The sequence below is a fragment of the Acidisoma silvae genome (genome assembly GCF_020618775.1).
Lineage (GTDB): Bacteria > Pseudomonadota > Alphaproteobacteria > Acetobacterales > Acetobacteraceae > Acidisoma > Acidisoma silvae.
In genome coordinates this window covers 13,161-31,318 of sequence record NZ_JAESVB010000014.1, presented here as the reverse complement: position 1 = coordinate 31,318, position 18,158 = coordinate 13,161, and the positions used below count along the sequence as shown (strand labels likewise).

17 protein-coding genes are annotated in these 18,158 nt (G+C 62.8%); 5 read left to right on the top strand and 12 right to left on the bottom strand.

Translation table 11 applies throughout. From position 1 onward, the window contains the following. Positions 1-10 precede the first annotated feature (10 nt). Positions 11-1,375, top strand: a complete 1,365-nt coding sequence (locus tag ASILVAE211_RS20080; protein WP_227323146.1) for an NtaA/DmoA family FMN-dependent monooxygenase — start codon at positions 11-13, stop codon at positions 1,373-1,375. A gap of 25 nt (positions 1,376-1,400) precedes the next feature. On the opposite strand, the gene lhgO is transcribed toward ASILVAE211_RS20080, so the two are convergent. Genes lhgO through ASILVAE211_RS20045 form a run of 7 tightly spaced genes read right to left on the bottom strand, consistent with a single transcriptional unit; the run spans position 1,401 to position 8,597 of the window. Beyond that, the gene (lhgO, locus tag ASILVAE211_RS20075; protein WP_227323145.1) at positions 1,401-2,618 is read right to left on the bottom strand and encodes an L-2-hydroxyglutarate oxidase; all 1,218 of its coding nucleotides are present in this window, start codon (positions 2,616-2,618) and stop codon (positions 1,401-1,403) included. A gap of 44 nt (positions 2,619-2,662) precedes the next feature. Continuing rightward, entirely contained in the window at positions 2,663-4,105 is a 1,443-nt protein-coding gene (hydA, locus tag ASILVAE211_RS20070; protein WP_227323144.1) for a dihydropyrimidinase, read from the bottom strand. Then, positions 4,102-4,779, bottom strand: a complete 678-nt coding sequence (locus ASILVAE211_RS26380) for a GntR family transcriptional regulator (protein WP_227323143.1) — start codon at positions 4,777-4,779, stop codon at positions 4,102-4,104. The genes hydA and ASILVAE211_RS26380 overlap by 4 nt, the downstream gene beginning before the upstream one ends. Beyond that, positions 4,776-5,723 (bottom strand): dihydrodipicolinate synthase family protein, encoded by a 948-nt coding sequence (locus ASILVAE211_RS20060; RefSeq protein ID WP_227323142.1) that lies wholly within the window; start codon positions 5,721-5,723, stop codon positions 4,776-4,778. The genes ASILVAE211_RS26380 and ASILVAE211_RS20060 overlap by 4 nt, the downstream gene beginning before the upstream one ends. Further along, positions 5,720-6,853, bottom strand: a complete 1,134-nt coding sequence (locus ASILVAE211_RS20055; RefSeq protein WP_227323141.1) for an NAD(P)/FAD-dependent oxidoreductase — start codon at positions 6,851-6,853, stop codon at positions 5,720-5,722. Before ASILVAE211_RS20055 ends, ASILVAE211_RS20060 begins: the two co-directional genes overlap by 4 nt. Positions 6,854-6,864: 11 nt before the next feature. Continuing rightward, on the bottom strand, positions 6,865-8,289 hold the full coding sequence (locus ASILVAE211_RS20050; protein WP_227323140.1) for an NAD(P)/FAD-dependent oxidoreductase: 1,425 nt from the start codon (positions 8,287-8,289) through the stop codon (positions 6,865-6,867). Next, complete coding sequence (locus ASILVAE211_RS20045) at positions 8,286-8,597, bottom strand: (2Fe-2S)-binding protein (protein ID WP_227323139.1); 312 nt, start codon at positions 8,595-8,597, stop codon at positions 8,286-8,288. The genes ASILVAE211_RS20050 and ASILVAE211_RS20045 overlap by 4 nt, the downstream gene beginning before the upstream one ends. 81 nt (positions 8,598-8,678) lie before the next feature. Here ASILVAE211_RS20045 and ASILVAE211_RS20040 point away from each other — a divergent pair, with 81 nt between their 5' ends. From ASILVAE211_RS20040 to ASILVAE211_RS20025, 4 genes are read left to right on the top strand one after another with little or no spacing between them, the layout of a single operon-like run. Beyond that, on the top strand, positions 8,679-9,488 hold the full coding sequence (locus tag ASILVAE211_RS20040; RefSeq protein WP_227323138.1) for a transporter substrate-binding domain-containing protein: 810 nt from the start codon (positions 8,679-8,681) through the stop codon (positions 9,486-9,488). 30 nt (positions 9,489-9,518) lie between these two features. Continuing rightward, the gene (locus ASILVAE211_RS20035) at positions 9,519-10,193 is read left to right on the top strand and encodes an amino acid ABC transporter permease (protein WP_227323137.1); all 675 of its coding nucleotides are present in this window, start codon (positions 9,519-9,521) and stop codon (positions 10,191-10,193) included. Next, a complete protein-coding gene (locus ASILVAE211_RS20030) occupies positions 10,193-10,900 on the top strand; it encodes an amino acid ABC transporter permease (protein WP_227323136.1) in 708 nt (235 codons plus the stop codon). Before ASILVAE211_RS20035 ends, ASILVAE211_RS20030 begins: the two co-directional genes overlap by 1 nt. Then, positions 10,860-11,597 (top strand): amino acid ABC transporter ATP-binding protein, encoded by a 738-nt coding sequence (locus ASILVAE211_RS20025; protein ID WP_227323135.1) that lies wholly within the window; start codon positions 10,860-10,862, stop codon positions 11,595-11,597. The genes ASILVAE211_RS20030 and ASILVAE211_RS20025 overlap by 41 nt, the downstream gene beginning before the upstream one ends. 34 nt (positions 11,598-11,631) lie before the next feature. Here the strand turns inward: ASILVAE211_RS20025 and ASILVAE211_RS20020 are convergent, their stop codons facing one another. The 5 genes from ASILVAE211_RS20020 to ASILVAE211_RS20000 form a co-directional block, all read right to left on the bottom strand. Then, positions 11,632-13,065 carry an FGGY family carbohydrate kinase gene (locus tag ASILVAE211_RS20020; RefSeq protein ID WP_227323134.1) on the bottom strand — a complete coding sequence of 478 codons (1,434 nt, stop codon included), beginning with the start codon at positions 13,063-13,065 and terminating at the stop codon, positions 11,632-11,634. Between the two features lie 38 nt (positions 13,066-13,103). Beyond that, on the bottom strand, positions 13,104-14,330 hold the full coding sequence (locus tag ASILVAE211_RS20015; RefSeq protein ID WP_227323133.1) for an FAD-dependent oxidoreductase: 1,227 nt from the start codon (positions 14,328-14,330) through the stop codon (positions 13,104-13,106). Beyond that, positions 14,320-15,687, bottom strand: a complete 1,368-nt coding sequence (locus ASILVAE211_RS20010; protein ID WP_227323132.1) for an NAD(P)/FAD-dependent oxidoreductase — start codon at positions 15,685-15,687, stop codon at positions 14,320-14,322. The genes ASILVAE211_RS20015 and ASILVAE211_RS20010 overlap by 11 nt, the downstream gene beginning before the upstream one ends. 189 nt (positions 15,688-15,876) lie before the next feature. After that, positions 15,877-17,241, bottom strand: coding sequence for an LLM class flavin-dependent oxidoreductase (locus tag ASILVAE211_RS20005; protein WP_227323131.1), 1,365 nt, complete (start codon positions 17,239-17,241; stop codon positions 15,877-15,879). Between the two features lie 101 nt (positions 17,242-17,342). Continuing rightward, positions 17,343-18,080 (bottom strand): UTRA domain-containing protein, encoded by a 738-nt coding sequence (locus ASILVAE211_RS20000; protein WP_227323130.1) that lies wholly within the window; start codon positions 18,078-18,080, stop codon positions 17,343-17,345. Positions 18,081-18,158 lie beyond the last annotated feature (78 nt).

Here is an 18,158-nt window from a genome sequence, read left to right as displayed (position 1 = left end):
GACAGAAGCCGTGACCACGCGTAAACCGCTTATCTTCGGTCTTTATGAGCAGGCCAATATCGGGGACGGCTCGGGCGCCGCCAGTCTGTGGACCCATCCCGAGGACCGCCGCCTGACCTCGGTCAAATCCTATGATTACTGGCTGCATCTGGCCAAGCTCGCGGATGAGATCAATCTCGATCTGCTGTTTTTCGGCGACGTGCTGGGCATTTACGATACCTATGGTCAGTCCCCCGATACGGCGATCAGCTGGGGCGTGGAACTGCCGGCGCATGACCCGCTCATGATCATTCCGGCACTGGCGGCGGCGACCCGTCATCTCGCCTTTGGCGCCACGATATCGACCTCCTATGATCACCCTTTCGCGCATGCGCGCCGCCTCAGCACGCTTGACCATATGACGGGCGGCCGCATCGGCTGGAATATCGTCACCTCCTATCTGCCCAGTGCCGCCCGTAATTTCGGACGGGACCGTATGGTGCCGCATGACGAGCGCTATGCCATAGCGGAGGAATTCCTCGAGGTGTCCTACAAGCTCTGGGAAGGCAGCTGGGCAGACGATGCTTTCCTGGGCGACAAGACCGCGTGCCGGTTTGCCGACGCGACCCGCGTGCGGCCCATTGACCACAGGGGAACGCATTTTGCCTGTGCCGGGCCACATGTGAGCTTCCCCTCCCCTCAGCGAACGCCGCTGCTCATCCAGGCCGGCTGGTCTCCACGCGGCAAGATCTTCGGCGCCCGCCATGCGGAAGTTGTTTTCGTGGGTGACAACACAGCCGGCGCGGTACGACAAGGCGTAGAAGACATACGTACTCTTGCACGCGCTGAGGGTCGTGACGGCGGCGACATCAAAGCTCTGGCAGGCGCGCAGATTGTTGTCGGCGCAACGCGAGCGGAAGCCGAGGACAAGCTTGCCGACTATCAGCGCTTCTACGCGCCGGAGGCGTCGCTTGCCGCCTATTCAGGCTATAGCGGCATCGACATGGCGCGCTACCAAGATGACGAGGCGATAGACCGGAGTTCAAACCACACGCAATCAGCCGCCAGCAAGGCGGCCGTTCTGGCAGGCGATATTCGCCAGCGCTATGCGCGCGTGGATGGCAATAGCGGCTTGACCTTCATTGGCAGCCCGACCGAGATTGCGAACCAGATCGCCGCCTATGTCGATCAATCGGGCATCGACGGCTTTCTGCTGCATCAGTTCATAGCACCAGCCTCTTTCGAGGATTTCGCGCGCTACGTGGTGCCAGCGCTGCAAGCGCGCGGCCTTTATCGCACAGAGGCACAGACGGGAACGCTGCGCGCGCGCCTGCGCGCGGATGGCGCGGACAGATTGCCCGACAACCATCCCGCCGCGCGCTTCCGCTGGCGCTAAGGCGGCTTGCCAGAGAGTCTTATTCTTAAGTGACAATCTCTTCAAACAGAGTAGCCGTCCCCATTAATTTTTGTGCGATCATCTCACCGATCGGAATGGCAGAGGTCGCAGCGGGGGACGGCGCATTGCAGACATGGAGCATCCGCTCGGTGGCCAGAAACAGAAAGTCATGCACCAGCGCGCCATCTTCCATCACCGCTTGCGCCCGAATGCCGGCCTCATAGGGCAAAAGATCGGCTTCGGTCAGACCTGGGCAATATTTCTGGCATTCTTTGAGGTAAAGCGACTTCCACAGGCTGCGGCGCATCTCACCCAGACCTGACCGTAGATTATGCCGCATCACCCGCCAGAAGCCTGGAAATCGCAGATAGTCGAGCATATCGGCGGCGGACAGGGAGAAGCGGGGATACCCTTCCCGCGCCATGCCCAGAACCGCATTCGGCCCCACGGTCAAAGCACCGCCCATCATGGGTGTGAGATGAATGCCCAGGAAAGGCAGATCCGGGTCCGGCACCGGATAGATGAGATGCTTCACGATTGCCGTTTTTTCAGGCCGCACTCGATAATATTCGCCACGGAAGGGCAATATCCGATGCTGGATCGCCACTCCAGCCAGTCTTGCCAGACGATCTGATTGCAGCCCGGCGCAGGCCACCAGCCTATCCACGGTCCATGACCGCGCACCTGCTCTCACGGTCACGCCCCGTGCGGTTTCCTCGATCCGATCCACCTTGACGCCAAGTTCAATGACGGCGCCCGCCGCACGGATGTCATCGGCCATGGCGCGGCAGATATCGCGGTAATTCACGATGCCGCTGGATGGCACGAAGATGGCGCCGAGACCGCGTACGTTCGGCTCCCGCTGGCGCAGAGCAGCTTCGTCCAGGATGTCAAAGTCGATGCCGTTTTGCTGCGCATTGGCCGCGAGCGACGCCATGCGATCCAGTTCCACATCATCCGTCGCAACGACGAGCTTTCCTGGTGTTTGGAAAGGAATGCCGTGCTGCGCACAAAATTCCTTCGTCGCGATTGCACCCCGTCGGCACAGATCGGCTTTCAGACTGCCAGGCTTATAATAAATGCCGGCATGAATGACGCCGCTATTATGCCCCGTCTGATGGGTCGCGAGCGCCCCTTCCTTCTCGAGCAAGACAATGCGCGCTTCTGGCCTCAGGCGCGTCAGCGCGCGGGCCGTCGCCAATCCTACGATCCCGCCGCCAATGATGCAGATGTCATGGTTCATGCGGCGACGCTAGAAACCGCCGTGCGGATGGTCAAGGCGGTTGATCAGACCAAGGCTGCGTCGAAATCACCTGGAACAACGCCACGCGGCTTCGCGTCATCCGACAGCTTTGCCGGCAAAAACCGGCCTTGTCCTTCGGCTGCCGTCACCACGCCGTCCTGCATGACGACTGCGCCGCGTGCCATCGTCATCACCGGCCAACCCGTTACATTCAGGCCTTCATAGGGCGTGTAGTCGATCGCGTGCTGCATCGTCGCATTCGTCAGCGTCACCGCGCGTTCGGCGTCCCAGATAACCAAATCCGCGTCGAAACCGGGGGCGATGCTGCCCTTGCGGCCGTAGAGACCGAAACGCTTGGCCGGATTCGTTGCCGTCAGCGCCACGAACTGATTGAGCGTAATATTGCCTTTGACGACGCCTTCACTGAAGGTAATCGCCATGCGCGCCGCAAGCCCCGGTACACCATTCGGAATGCGCGTGAAATCGGCGTCCTCGCCGTTGATCGCCTTGCCGTTCGGGCCATCAAAGCTATAGCCGCAATGGTCAGAGGAAATGATGTCCAGCGTGCCGGCGCGGATCGCGGCCCATAGGCCTGCCGCATCGCCCGCATCGCGCGGACTGGGGCTGCACATGAATTTGGCACCCTCGCGACCCGGACGCGCCATCTCGGCCGCCGTCAGCACCAGATATTGCGGACAGGTTTCGCCCGTCACCTTCACGCCGCGCGCCTGGGCGCGGGCAATCTCTTCCGCCACTTCGGCGCAGGAGACATGGAAGATATGGATTGGCTGGTCGACGAGCTCGGCCAGTGCGATGGCCCGATAGGTCGCTTCCCGTTCCACCACTTTCGGGCGTGAGACCGCATGCGACGCAGGCTCGGTCCGGCCAGCTTTCAGCAAAGCCGCAGACCGCCAGCCGATTGCGTCGTAATTCTCGCAATGCACGCAGACGGTAGCGCCCAGTCGCTTGGCGGCAGCCAGCACACGCAGATATTCGCCGTCCGTGACATGGAACGGGTCATAGGTCAGGAACATTTTCAGGCTGCGCACGCCGCCCGAAATTTCCACCGGCAATTCGCCATGCAGAACATCCTCCGTCGGGTCGGTGATGATCTGATGCAGCGCATAATCGATGGGCGAACGCGCCGCGCGGGCGCGGTAATCGCTGGCATGGGCCGCGATCGGCTGTCCCTTGAATTGCGGCGCGAAGGGGATGAGCGTCGTCGTGCCGCCGGCAAAAGCCGAGCGCGCCGCCGTGCCGAAGGTCTCCTCATGCACCGAGCCATCGCCTTCCAGCTGCTCGACATGGCAATGGCTGTCGATGCCACCGGGCAGCACCAGCTTGCCGGCCGCGTCGATGACTTTTGCACCATCAAGTGAAAGGCCGACTGCCGCGATGACCCCATTCGTAATGCCGATGTCGGCGACGAAGGTATCGGAAGCCGTTACCACGGTGCCGCCGCGAATGACGGTATCGAATTGGGTCATGCCCGCGATCTCCTTTTCGGCGGCGCGGCGTCACGGCCGCTCATCACATCCAGCATTTCGGCCGCGACATTGCGCAGATGGGTCACCATGGCGGCGCGGGCGCGGCGGGAGTTGCCTTCGGCCACCGCATCCAGAATATCCATATGCTCGGCAGCATCGCGCGCGACTCGCCCTGCCGGACTGGTCAACTCAAACAACCGCGTCGTCATGCGCAGTTCACGGATAATCCGCACCATCACGCCATTGTTCAGCACTTCGGGAAACAGCAGGTGCAGACGGTCATCCATTTCCCAGTGCTGGGCATCCTGCCGGTCCAGCTTGCCGAGATTTTCGACGTCACGTCGCAGGTCACGAATCACGTCCGGGGGGACGCGGCCCATGGACAGTTCCACCGCCTCGCCTTCGATCAGTTCCCGCACCTTCAGCGCCTGGAAGAACTCCACCGGCTGCACCTGCCGCACGGCATAGGATCGCGAGCCCTGCTTCACCAGCAGACCCTCAGCCGCAAGACGCAGTATGGCTTCGCGAATCGGCGTGCGCGAAATCTCCAGCTGCTCGGCGAGCCTACCCTCGACCACCAAACTGCCGCCTGGCAGCTGGCGTGTCAGCACCAGACGGCTCAGCGCGTCATAGGCCCGTTCGGCGAGGCTGCCTTCGTCGTGCTTTTCCGTCACGCGGCTGTTGTTCCTTCCACAAGTCCGGCATCGACCAAAGCTTGGCGAAGGCGTGCGATTTCCGCCGGCGGCAGGTCGCTGATCGGTGCGCGCGGACTGCCATTAGTCCAGGCACCGGTCAGCACCATGCAGGCCTTCAGACGGGCCGTGGCCAGGCCACCCGGCGCATGGCCGTAGATGGCATTGGCCAGCGGCTGAATACGCGCATGCAAAGCCCCGGCTGTCGCCAAATCCTCGTCCCGCACCGCCTGATCCAACGCCACGATCTCTGCCGGCATCAGCACCGCGAGGCTAACCAGGCTGCCCTCGCTGCCGACGACGAAACAGGACAGCAGATGTTCGTCGCCGGACGCCATCATCGCGACATGAGGCGCCACGTCCTTCACCAGCCGGCGGTTGCGGTCATAGGCATTGCTTTCCCAACTGCCTTCCTTGATGCCGACGACATTGGGGATCTGCACCAGTTCGGCCAGCACTTCGGGCCTGTACGCCATGGCCGACGCTACACCCGCCTGATAGAGCATCAGCGGAACGCCGCAAACCTGCCCGATACGGCGATGATGCGTCACCGCCATGCGGTCATCCTGCGACAAAGCCCAGGAGAAGGGCGGAAAAACGAGCACCACGTCCGCCCCGGCATCAGCCGCGTCCTTCGCATGCAGCGCCGCTTCCTCGGTTGCTTCCGCGACAACGCCGGAAACGATGATATGGCTGGCCCCAAGCGTCTCATAGGCGATTTCCGTCACCCGGCGGCGCTCTTCCCGGGTCAGCAGAAAATTCTCAGCCGCGTGGCCGTTGCAGAGGACGCCGGCAATGCCCGGAACGGTCGCGAAGCTGCGAAAATGCGCGGCGAGCACCGGCTCGTCGATCTGCCCATCGGCGCGAAAGGGTGTCAGCGTCGCAACATAGATGCCGTGGAAAGGGGTTTCGGTCGAAGGGATCATGCTGACATCCTTACGCTAGACGGAGTGGTATCAATCAATCGCGCCGGGTCGAACAGAGGCATCTCCGGCTCCTGACCCAGAATATGCTGCGCAAGCAACTGCCCCATATAGGGCGCACTGGTATAGCCGGAATGAACGCAGCCGATGACATAGGCGCCTTCCATTCCCGGCAGAGGGCCGATCATCGGCATGGCATCGGCTGTTTCCGATTCGAGGCCAAGCCAGATGCGCACGACGCGGGTTTCGCCTAACGCCGGAATGGCATGTCGCGCCAGCCGGATATTGCCGATGAGATTATCCGGAATCGGCTCCACGCCGCCGCGTATAGGGTCACCGCGCCCCTGCCAGCCGCCGCCGATGAGTATCGATCCGTTCTCGAACTGCTTCAGTGACAGAAGACCGTTGGCGATGCCGACGACGCTGCGCATGACAGGCCGCATGCGCTCTGTGATGATCAGCTGGTTGATCAGGCATTTTATTTTCACGCGGACGCCCAGCATGGCCAGCATGCTTTCCAGCCAGACGCCGCCGGCCAGCACGATGCGCCTGGCCGAGAGGCGCGTGCCGCAGGTGCCACGGATGAGATACCCCCCGCCCTGCGACTCGATCGCCTCCACGGGGATCTGCTCCACCATGGTGACCCCGGCAGCGGTCAGCGCCTGCCGGTAGCCACGGCCGGTGAGATAGGCCGTGACATGCCCGTCCAACTCGCAGAAGGCGGCCGCCCTGATCGCCGGATTGATACCGGGGTCAATGGCGCAGGCCTCGGCCGGGCTGACAAGCCGGATCGGCGCGCCCATGGCGCAGCGCGCCTCGGCACGCTTGACCAGCATCTCTTCCTCAGCCGTCGTGAAGGCAAGCGAGAAGCCAGGAGCCGAGCGCGCGCCGACATCGCGTCCCAGCCAGCGTTCGGCTGAAAGCCAAAGCGCCCGCCCCTTCATGGCATAGGGAATAAGCGCTGCGCGGGTCATATGCAGGGTCAGCGTTCCGGCATTGACGCCAGAGGCCTCGCGGCAAATTTCGCCCCGGTCCACCAGGGCCACACGCATGCCGCCACGCGCCAGATGCAGCGCGGTGGTGGCGCCCATGACGCCGGCGCCAATGACGGCGACATCAAAATCGGAAGTCATAGCTTGGCTCATCACAGCGGCGCCGGGGGCGGCAATTGCAGGTCGCCATAGGCGATGGGCGGTGCCAGCTCATCCAGCGGCAGCGGTCGGAAGGGCGTGCGGCCGGTGAAATAGCCGGCCTCCTCCCGCGCATTGCCCTGGCCGGTGACAAGCTGGCCCACGATATCGCCGCAAATGCGGCCCTGGCAGGGCCCCATGCCACAGCGCGTCCATGCCTTCACCTGGTTGACGCCGCGCGCCCCCTCACGCACGGCCGTGCAGATTTCGCCTTGCGTCACATCCTCGCAGCGGCAAACGATGGTCTCATCCGCTATCGCGGCGACCTGCGCCGGGCGCAACACCATCAGCTTGGCCATAGCCGTGCCGAATTTTCGCGCCCGCAGCGCGCTGCGCCGCAGAGGCGCTATCAGGTTTTGATAGGCGGCATCGTCGCATTGTCCGAGATCGTGCGCCACCGCCAGCCCTGCCAGCCGCCCGTCGATCGCAGCGGCTGCGGCGCCGGCAATGCCGGCGCCGTCACCGGCAACATACAGGCCCGGCAGCGTCGTGCGAAAATCCGTGTCCAGCTGCGGCACCCAGCCACCGCGCAAGGAATCGAACCGATGCTCCGCCCGCATGAGCCGCGTGATGTCCGTGCTGGCCGTGAGACCATTGCCGACCGTCAGCGCATCAACCACAAACGAGCGATCGCGGCCCGCAACTGGCGCGCCCTCGGCATCGACCGCACCAACCGAGACCAGCAATTGATCCCCCTGCGCCTCGGCACTGCGAATCGCATGGCGATACAGCACCGGCACACCGGCGCGGCGCAATATCGCCTGCCAGGCAAGGCCGCGCAGGGCAAGGCGAGGCTGGCTGGCAATCGCGGGCCAATCGGCCAGCCAATCCGCCTGCGAGGCCAGATCGATCACGGCAGCCAGCTTGCCGCCGGCCTTCAGAATGCCAATGGCGACGGCCAGCAGTAGCGGGCCTTGCCCCGCCACCAGCGTGACAGCACCGGGCAGCATGCCCTGGGATTTGAGCATGATGGTGGCACCCGCGAGGCCGGTGACGCCGGGCAGCGTCCAGCCGGGAAAGGGTACGACACGCTCCTGCGCGCCGGTCGCCGCAATCACCGCCCGCGCCCGCCAGGAAACGGCACCATCCGGCCCAAGCGCATCGATGCGATAGCCGGGCGAGGCAGACCAGACGCTGTGATCGAAATGCGTTTGCACCGCGCTTGCGCGCAGCCGGTCGCGCAAGCGAACACCGATCGGGTCAGCTTTCTGTTGGAATTTCGCACCGAAGGCACGCGGCGGCGCACGATAGACCTGCCCGCCCGCCTGCGGCGCTTCATCCACCAGCCTTACGGACAAGCCGCGTTCGGAGGCCGCCAGCGCAGCCTCTACCCCGGCCGGACCGCCACCCACGACAATCAGATCGGTCTCGCCGCTCATGGCACCGTCCCCGGCATGATCACCATGCCGTCGCGCACCTCCAGCCGGCAGGCCGGGCGCCGCACGCCATCGGCAATCACGACGCATTCCTGGCAAAGACCCATCCAGCAGAAGGCGCCGCGCGGCGCTTCCGTGCGAGGACTGGCGCGCAGCGTACGAACGCCGGCAGCCATAAGCGCGGCTGCGACCGACTCCCCCGCATAGGCTTCGATCGTTCTGCCATCAAAGACGAAGCGAACCCGTGCACCGCGCTCGACATCCGTTGCGCGGTGAAAACTGTGTGGCGACGATGATTGACTTTCAGACATTCCGGTGGTTCTTTGTCGACGAACGGTATACAATCAGTATACTGACGAGCGACATGATGCAACCGCAAAGGGATGATTGATATGGGTGCCTCGACCTGGATCGGCCGCGTTGCCGGTCTTGCCTGCCTACTCGCCGCGCCGGCTGTGGCGCAGGCGCATAGCCTGGATGAAATCCTCTCGGCCAAGACGCTGGTCGTCGGCATCAATCCCAACCTGCCGCCGCTCGGCTCCTTCAGCGACACCAATCAGGTCCAGGGTTTCGACGTCGACATCGCCAATAAGCTCGGCAGCATGCTGGGCGTGACAGTGCAGTTGGTGCAGGTGAATTCCGCCGACCGCGTGCCCTATCTGCTCACCGGCAAGGCTGACCTGATGATGGGCGCGCTGACCCGCACCCCGGCCCGCGCCCAGGTCATCGACTTCTCGCTGCCCATCCAGACGGAAGCCATCAGCGCGCTGGTGAAAGACGGCTCTGCCTTCAAGACCATGCAGGATCTGAACGCCACCAGCGTGAAGCTGATCGAAGTGCGCGGCACGACTCCGGTCGACTACGTTAAGCAGAACCTACCCAAGGCCCAGGTGACGCTGTTCGACAATTACCCCGATGCGGTGCGCGCCTTCGAGCAAGGACGTGGTGACGCCATCGTCGATGTCGTCGATTACCTCGGCACCTATACGAAGAACTATCCGGCCAAGACACGCACAATCGCCGACAAGAATGCGGAAGTCGATTATGATGCCATCGGCCTCGCCTTCGGCAACGAGCCGCTGAAGGCCTGGTTGAATGTCGCGATCTATGAGCTGGAGACGGACGGCTTCCTGAACGACACCTACAAGAAGTGGTTCGGCATGGCGCCCGTCTATCCGATCCCGACGACGCCGTATTTCTAAAAGGCTGGCAGAAAGGGGCGCTTCGGGTCCATGCATTACGTACTGCACTATGGCCAGATAGCGCCCTACCTCCCCTATCTCATGGGGGGCATGGCGATCAGCCTTGCCCTCAGCATCCTGTCCTTCATCGGCGGGATGGTACTCGGTCTGTTCTTTGCGGTGATCCGCAATGAGGGCCACCCCGTCGCGGGGCGCCTTGTCCGCATCTATGTCGCTTTCTTTACGAATACCCCGCAGCTCGTGCAGATCTACGTGATCTATTTCGGGCTGCCGGATTTCGGCATCCTCTTCTCGCCTTTCGCCGCCGTGCTGATCGGCATGACGCTGAATGCCGCCGCCTACCTGACCGAAATCCTGCGCGCGGGCCTCAGCACCGTTCATGCGCAGGAACTGGACGCTGCCGAGACACTGGGCATGAACCGCCTGCAGACGCTGCGTCATGTCACGCTGCCCCATCTGTTCAAGGTCGCCATGCCGGCCTTGACCAATCAATACATTCTGATGACGCTCGGCACCTCCATGGCCGCCATCTTTGGCGTGGAGGAACTGACCGGGCGCGCCTTCAATATCAATTCCACGACCTTCCGCTCGATCGAAATCTTCACGACGGTCGCGGCGCTTTATGTCGTCGTCACCTTCATCGCGACGATCCTGCTGGCCCTTGTCGGCCGCTGGGCCTTCCGCGCACGCGTTCCGGTGCTGTGATGCTGAGCTTTCTGATCGCGGAAATCCCGCGCCTCTTTACAATCTACAACGTCATCCTGCTGCTGAAAGCCGCACTCACCACGCTGTCACTTTCGGCGGTCGGCTGTGTCGTGGGTCTGTTCTGCGGCTTCCTGCTCAGCCTGGCACGCCTCTCGCAGCGACCGATCTTCTGGCCGCTGAAGGCGCTGGCGCTGCTTTATGTGGAAATTCTGCGCCGCGTACCTTTCCTAATCACACTTATGATCTTCTTCTTCGGTGCGCAGGTTCTGGGCTTCAATGCCTCGGCCCTCGTCATCGCTTTCATCAGCACCTCGGTCATTTCCACCGCCTTCGTGGCCGAGATCGTGCGCGCGGGCCTGCGGGCCGTGAAGCCGAGCCAGATGGAAGCAGCGGCTGTCATGAACTTCTCGGCCTGGCATACCTTCTGGCACGTCCGGCTGCCGCAGGCCTGGCCGCTGATCCTGCCCCCCGTGTTCAGCTATTTCGTGCTTTTCATCAAGGACACGGCACTCGCCTCCCAGGCCGGCGTGCTGGAACTGACCCAGGCGGGCAAGATTCTCAATACCAAAGGTTTCTCGGCATCCCTCGTCTATGCGACGGTGCTGATCCTCTATTTCATCATTTCCTATCCCCTGGCCCGCTTCGGGTCCTATCTGGAGAGACGGCTTGGCGCATCTCGACATTCGCGGCCTCGTCGCGCGGTATAACAATGCCACCGTGCTCGACGGGATTGACCTGTCTATCGAGCGCGGTGAGATCGTCAGCCTGATCGGCCCTTCGGGTTCCGGCAAAAGCACGCTGCTGCGCGTCATCAGCGGGCTGCTGCCGCCGCGTGCCGGCACGGTGGCTTTGGCAGGCGAGACGATCAACTATGCCGACCGGCGGTCGCTGCGCCGGTCGCGCGACAAGCTCGCCATCGTCTTTCAGCAGTATAACCTGTTCGGCAATATGAATGTGCTGCGCAATGTCATGGTCGCACCCGTCACCATCCAGAAGCGCGACAAAAAAACGGTAGAAGCCGAGGCGTGTGCATTGCTGGCTAAAGTCGGGCTGGCAGACAAGCTCAACGCCTATCCCGATGAGCTCTCCGGCGGCCAGCAACAGCGCGTGGCCATCGCCCGCGCGCTTTGCCTGAAGCCCGATATCCTGCTGCTCGACGAAGTGACCTCGGCGCTCGACCCCGAGCGCGTCGGCGAAGTGCTGGACACTGTGAAGATGCTGGCGGCCGATAATATGACGCTGCTCATCGTCTCCCACGAAATGGGTTTCGTGCGCGAAGTCTCCCACCGCGTCGCCTTCATGGCGGACGGCAAGATTCAGGAAATGGGACCGCCAGCGCAGATTTTCGGGACACCGCAGCAGCCCCGCACCCAGGCCTTCGTCAGCCGTATCTTGGGGCATTGATGATCTTGGCCGTGGCGCGCGGCACGCCCGGCTATCAGTTCCGCATATCCTGAACCAGCTCCGCCGCGCGCAGCCAACGGGCACGAAAAGCCGAGGCGCGATCCGCCGACCATATCGGCTGAAAAACCCGCTCCGGCTGCCAAGGCAATACCGCCTCGGCGATTGACAGATCAGGCAGCAAGGCCATGCGCGCCAAAGCGGCTGCGCCGAGCGGTGTCGCATGCTGCGAGGGAAAAAGCTCGACCTCAACCTGGGCGATATCGGCCAGGGCCTGCATGAGAAAGCGGGATTGCGTCAGCCCGCCATCGACCTTGAGGCGCCGCAAAGGCCCACCACTTTCCTGCCCCAGCAGGCGGCAAAGCTCAGCGACCTGAGCGGCAATCCCTTCCAGCACCGCCCGCACCATCTCAGCCGGCCCGCTGGCCAGACCCAGGCCTGTAAAGCAGGCGCGTGCGTCCGGATTCCACCAGGGTGCGGCTAGCCCCGCGAGTGCCGGCACACAGAGCACGCCATCCGCTGCCTGCTCGGCCATCGGGTCGAGATCCTTGGCGTCCTGAATAAACCCGAGCTGGCGCAGCCAGCGAACAGCCGACCCCGCCGTGTAGATTTGCCCGTCGAGACAGAAGCTGCGCTTGCCCCGCACTTCCCAGGCGACGGAGGCGGCCAGCCCTGATTGCGGCGGCTGCGGGTTCTCTCCCGCATGAGCAAGCAGAAAGGCGCCCGTGCCGAAAGTGCATTTCGCGTCACCGGGTTGTAGGCAGTGTTCGGCCAGCAGCGCCGCCTGCTGATCGACGACCAGACCGCCGACCGGAATGTCCCTATCGCCGAAGGCACGCGTTGTGCTTGCAATGGTGTCGGACGCAAGAACGGCCGGCATTTTTTCGCGACCCAAGCCGAAAACATCAAGCAGATCCGGTGCCCAGCCCGCTTCTGCCAAAGGCATAAGAAGAGAGCGGCTGGCGGTAGATACATCCGTCACGAACGCGCCTGTCAGATGGTGCAATATCCAGCTATCTGTTGTCGTGACAACGCCGCCGCGCACGCCGCTTTCCCTGAGCCATGCCATTTTCGGCGCCGAGAAGTAGGGATCGAGCACGAGGCCGGTGCGTGCCGCCAAATGATCCCGATGCACCGCAAGCCGTGCGCAGAGCGCGGCGGACCGCCGGTCCTGCCAGACGATGACCGGAGACAGCGGACGGCCAGTCGTCTCGTCCCAGGCGAGGATACTTTCGCCCTGATTCGCCAGCGTCACGATATCAATCGGCATTCCCCCGGCCTGCGCCAGGGCTGCCCTCCCGGCTTCCAGCACCGATGCCAGCAATGCCTGCGGGTCCTGCTCAACACCGCCGTCAGCCAGATAGGAGGGATGCAGCGGGTATTCGGCAAGACCGTGGATGACGCCCGCGTTGTCAACGACAATCGCCTTGGTGCCCGATGTGCCTTGATCAATGGCGAGGACGGTCGTCATCAGGGTCTATCCTTCGGCAGAAAAAGACGACGGTCGTCTCACGACAGGGCTATTTCAATTGGCGTCGATGCGGCAAGCCCGGGCGGGAGTTGCAGCAGAATGCGCCGCTCGGGCCGGAAATCACCGCGACGACTGACCAAGACATGGCCACCCTGGCTTGCGCTCAATGTGCCGGTGCAGTGGCGAGAGACGCGCAATTGCAATGCCGTGCCCGCACTGTCACCGGCCAGAACGCGCTGCGGCACGGCGTAGCGAACCGGGTTCGCGCTTGTCACGGTCACCATTCGCGCCGTGTCGGGCAGGCCGCTTGCGAGCTCTTCCGCAATCAGCGCCGCCATCCGCTTGCCTTCCCGCCAGCACCAGCCCGATGTCTCGACTGGCCTTAGAAGATTGCCTGCGGCGAAATAGGACGCGTCGGAGCAGCGCCCGAACGAGTCCGTCACCGGCCCCCCTGTGCCAGGGTCAATGGCCAGATTGGAGAGCCGCAGAACTGCGCTTTCAGGCGTGAAACCGCCGGTCAACAGAATGCCGTCGCAGTCGAAATACCGCACATGTCCATCGGCCAGCCGCACAACGGCACGACGGACGCGACTTTCCCCTTCAATTGCGTGAAGACTGGCACCCAGATACAGCGGCACGCCTGCGATACGCGGGAAAAGCGTAAGAGGCCAGCGCGCAATGGGCTTGGCCGCAGGTTCGATCATCGCGACCGGGCGAATGCCCGCGTGCCGGCAGGTCAGAATGGCAGATAGGCTGACGAGTTCAGTTCCCAGAATAAGAGGAGCCTCGAAAGGCTTGATATGTTTGAGGTTTACGGCTGACTGCAAGGCGCCGGTATTGATGACGCCGCGCGGGCGGCTGCCGCCGATCAACCGCGCCGAGCGGGGCATCTCTCGCGCGCCGAGGCATAGAAGAACACGCCTTCCCCGCACCTCCGCCAAGCCGTGCGGCGTCGCCAAGGCGATCAGGCCGTCCGGTTTCAAGGCGACAGCGGTCACCCCGGTTCGGATCTCCGCGCCGCTGGCCAGCGCGCGCGCGACATTAAGACGCGCATAGGAAGGGCCGGTCATCAACCGCCCGTATTCCCGGACGCCAAAGGGCGGATGCGCGCAATGCCGGGGAATGCCGCCGGCCTCTTCCTCCCGCTCCAACACCAGCACGCGACCGACATCACGCCGGCGCAACTCGGCGGCGGCGGCCAGCCCCGCTGTACCGCCGCCGACAACCACCACATCGTATTCGGCGCCCAACATCTCATGCGTCACGGGTCAGGCCCTCGCCGAACGGCCCGATGCCTCTGTCACCCGTCAGTTCCGCAAGGCGCGCGGAACAATAGAAGCCCTGGCAGCGCCCCATGCAGGCGCGTGTGCGGCGTTTCAGGCCGCCGAAATCACCCGGCGGCAAAGCTGACTGAAAACTCGCCTCAATCTCCCGCCGGGTCACCATCTCGCAATGGCAGACGATCTCGCCGTGGTCATCGGCCTGCCAGTCGCGCGGCGCATAGTCACTGAGATTGGGAACCGGAGGCCAGCTAACGGCGGCTGGCGGCACAAGACCCGCGCCGCCTTCCCAAAGGTTGAAGACATGCTGGGCGAGGCCAAGCGCCGCCGACAGACCGGTGGAACGAATGCCGCCGACCGTGACCCAATTCCGCGCGGGCTCATGCCGGATACGATAGTATTTCTGCTCCGTCGCGGGCCGAAGGCCGGCATAGAGCGCCGTCACGGGCATGGTGCCAAGCGCCGGAATACGCGCGACCGCTGCCGCGACCAGCATCTCCAGCGTCGCGGTATCGACATCGGCATGCACACGGTCTTCCTGCTCCTCAGCGGTCGGTCCCACGAGAAGATTGCCGAAAACGGTGCGGGTGATGACAATGCCCTTGGTGCGTTCGCTCGGCACCGGCAGCAGAATGGCGTTCAGCAGACGGCTGGCAGCCTTGTCGAAGACGACAAACTGACCCTTGCGCGGACGGATGTTGAAACTCGCATCGCCCAGCATCAATTCTTCGACCCTGTCGCCGTAGAGGCCGGCGCAGTTAAGCATGTAGCGGGCAGAGACCGCGCCTTGCGTGGTTTCGATATGCCAAACCCTGCCGTCGAACGCGCCGCCCGTGACCGCCGCACCACGCAGCACCGCCGTGCCATGCGCCATGGCCTGCTGCACATAGGCCAGCGGTGCGGACCAAGGATCGATCAGATATTCCCGCGGCACGGAAACACCGCCCAGCAGCGTGGGAGCAAGGCCGGGTTCGCGCCTACGGATGTCCTCTGCCGAAAGGCGGACAACATCGCCCACGCCATTGGCATGCGCCTGCGCCACAATCTCGTCGAGCTTGTCGAGATCGGACTCGGTCCAGGCCACCAGCAGCGCGCCGGTTTCAAGCAACGGCAGGTTGAGGCGTGGCGCGATCTCAAGATATTCGGCATGGCCTGCCTGGATGCAGGCCAGTTCCAGGCTCTCGGGCGGCGCGTCAAAACCGGTATGCAGGATGGCGCTATTGGCCTTGCTGGCGCCCGAAAGGATATCTGGCCCCTTCTCGATCAGCAGCACGCGCGCGCCGCCCAAGGCAAAACGCCTTGCCATAGCGCAGCCGACAACGCCACCACCGACAATAGCCATGTCAAATGGCGGCGTTTCAGCCCCTTGCTTATGTGCCAGAGACAAAGTGCTCACTACCCTTCAGCGACCTTGAGTTTAACCCGGCATCGCCACAGGACAAGGCAGGGCACCCAGAGCCCAGTTACATATTAGAGGCTCGCCGCCGATGGAAATACCGGAAATCGGGCCTTTCGGTTGGCCCTCCGTTTTCTATCCGGCGTCTCGGCTCAGAACTCTGGCTGCGGCGTAGCGGTTTTCCGGAAAGCTCAGGCCAAGATTCGCGCGGAGCGTCTGGCCCTCATAGTCATCCCGGAAAATGCCGCGCCGGCGCAATTCTGGCACAACCAGGCGCGTGAAATCCTCCAGACTCGCCGGCAGGGTCGGAAACATCAGGATGAAACCGTCGGCGGCACGGGTTTCGAACCATTCCTGCATGAAATCGGCGATTTCGACGGGTGTTCCGGTCAGGCCATTGCCCGTGTGGCGGCGTGCGTAATGCGTGATGAGTTCGCGCATGGTGTGACCTTGCGTCACGAACTCCTTCAGCTCGTCAAACAGCGCTTTCGATCCTTTCGCCTTCGCGGGCATCCGCTCCATCGGAAAGGGCTTGTCGAGGTCGACGCCGCGAAGATCAGCCTCCAGAAATTCCTGTAGCATCAGCAGCCCCACATCGGGATGCATCAGGTCGACGAGCTGTTGTGCCTTTCGCTCCGCCTCCTCATGCGTCTCGCCGACATTGACGACGATGCCGGGCATGATTTTGAGATCATCCGGCTTGCGGCCGTATTTTGCCATGCGGGCTTTGACATTGGCGTAGAAGGCACGGTTCTTGTCGATATTGGACGCGAGGCTGAAAACCATTTCGGCGGTGCGGGCCGCCAACTCCATGCCGAGTTCTGATCCACCGGCCTGTGCGATCACCGGCCGTCCCTGGGGCGTGCGCGCGACATTGAGCGGTCCACGCACCTGGAAATGCTTGCCCTTATGGTCAAGGGTATGGAGTTTCGTCTTGTCGTAATAGACGCCGCTTTCGCGGTCGAACAGCAGCGCGTCATCCTCAAAGCTGTCCCAGAGGCCGAAGACGGTATCGAGGAACTCCTCGCCCCGCTCATAGCGCTCGGAATGCGGGGGCAATCCGTCGCGATTGTAGTTGTAGCCGGTTTCATCGTGATCGGAGGTCACGACATTCCAGCAGATGCGTCCCTTGCTGATATGATCGGCCGAGGCGAAAAGCCGTGCGATATTGAAGGGCTCATAATAGCTGGTGGAGGCGGTCGCGACGAAGCCGATACGATCGGTCAAGGCGGATAGCGCGGTGATCGCCGTGATTGGTTCGAAGCGGTTCATCTTCGTCGGGTTGCGGCACAGCGCGTCCGGGTCACCTACGGCTGCCGCTGGGCTGTCGGCAAAAAACATGAAGTCGAATTTTGCCTGTTCCGAGATCTTCGCGCAGTTCAGGAGATGACCAATATCATTGGCAGCGTTGACGCCACTACCGGGATGCAGCCAGGCCGCCGGATGGAAGCCGAAGGTGTAGACGAATGTCCCGAGCTTCAGTTGATCGCTTCTTGTCATACCCAAGTCTCCAGCTGATCGTTTCTAAGCCCTGCGCTTCCACGCAGAATGCAACATCCCAAAATGCAAAATACCTGCCATCGACGGTCGTAGGCAGACCGTCACAGTCGCGGCAATTGCCGCGCGGAATCTGGCGCCATGCCGGTTGCCCCGTGGAACCGATAGCGATTGCTGGGCGCCGTGATCGAAGCAGTCGAGGCCACCAGATCAAACGACCAGGTGCGCCGGCGCAGCACGAGGCAGGGCAGACTGGCCTGCATCTCGAACAGCGCCGCCAATTCCACACCAAGCCTTGCCACCTCAAATACCTGCTCGGCCGCCTGCAGCGGACCCAAAGACATCAGATATTCGTAAGGCGTTGTTCGGCTGAAATCCTGATCCAGAAACGCCGGGGCGAAAGCCAGATTGACGCATCGATCCTCATGCTGGACAGGAATGCCGTCAGCCAGATGCAGCAGTTTCACGCGCCCGTATTGTGAAGCCGACAGAAGCCCCATTGCCTGGCAGATGTCTGGCTCTGCCTCAGTCCCGAAATAGACAACACGGCAGGCGTAGCTCTGCTTGCTCTCGCGGATCGCCGACGCGATATTGTGAATATCCACATGCGCCTGCTCCGTGGTGCGGGCCGATACGAAAGTCCCCACACCCTGAATGCGCGACACGGCCCCCGCCTGCTGCAATTCCCGCAGCGCACGGTTCGCGGTCATGCGCGAGACCTGAAATTGCTTCATGAGGTCGAGTTCGGACGGAATGCGATCACCCGGCCGCAGCCGTCCCGTCTCGATTTCCCGAACCACGAAGGTCTTGAGGCGCTGGTAATGGGGTTGAGGATCATCCACGGGCGGCCGCCTAATCAACTTGACATGACATGTACATACATCCAGTTTGAATGGCAGTCCATTCCCCGCGCTCAGGAG

Bases quoted from the DNA above. Each gene is read 5' to 3' on its own strand.
- lhgO (WP_227323145.1), bottom strand. From the start codon at position 2,618: ATGAACCATGACATCTGCATCATTGGCGGCGGGATCGTAGGATTGGCG.
- hydA (WP_227323144.1), bottom strand. From the start codon at position 4,105: ATGACCCAATTCGATACCGTCATTCGCGGCGGCACCGTGGTAACGGCT.
- ASILVAE211_RS20060 (WP_227323142.1), bottom strand. From the start codon at position 5,723: ATGATCCCTTCGACCGAAACCCCTTTCCACGGCATCTATGTTGCGACG.
- ASILVAE211_RS20055 (WP_227323141.1), bottom strand. From the start codon at position 6,853: ATGACTTCCGATTTTGATGTCGCCGTCATTGGCGCCGGCGTCATGGGC.
- ASILVAE211_RS20050 (WP_227323140.1), bottom strand. From the start codon at position 8,289: ATGAGCGGCGAGACCGATCTGATTGTCGTGGGTGGCGGTCCGGCCGGG.
- ASILVAE211_RS20045 (WP_227323139.1), bottom strand. From the start codon at position 8,597: ATGTCTGAAAGTCAATCATCGTCGCCACACAGTTTTCACCGCGCAACG.
- ASILVAE211_RS20040 (WP_227323138.1), top strand. From the start codon at position 8,679: ATGGGTGCCTCGACCTGGATCGGCCGCGTTGCCGGTCTTGCCTGCCTA.
- ASILVAE211_RS20035 (WP_227323137.1), top strand. From the start codon at position 9,519: ATGCATTACGTACTGCACTATGGCCAGATAGCGCCCTACCTCCCCTAT.
- ASILVAE211_RS20030 (WP_227323136.1), top strand. From the start codon at position 10,193: ATGCTGAGCTTTCTGATCGCGGAAATCCCGCGCCTCTTTACAATCTAC.
- ASILVAE211_RS20020 (WP_227323134.1), bottom strand. From the start codon at position 13,065: ATGACGACCGTCCTCGCCATTGATCAAGGCACATCGGGCACCAAGGCG.
- ASILVAE211_RS20010 (WP_227323132.1), bottom strand. From the start codon at position 15,687: ATGGCTATTGTCGGTGGTGGCGTTGTCGGCTGCGCTATGGCAAGGCGT.
- ASILVAE211_RS20005 (WP_227323131.1), bottom strand. From the start codon at position 17,241: ATGACAAGAAGCGATCAACTGAAGCTCGGGACATTCGTCTACACCTTC.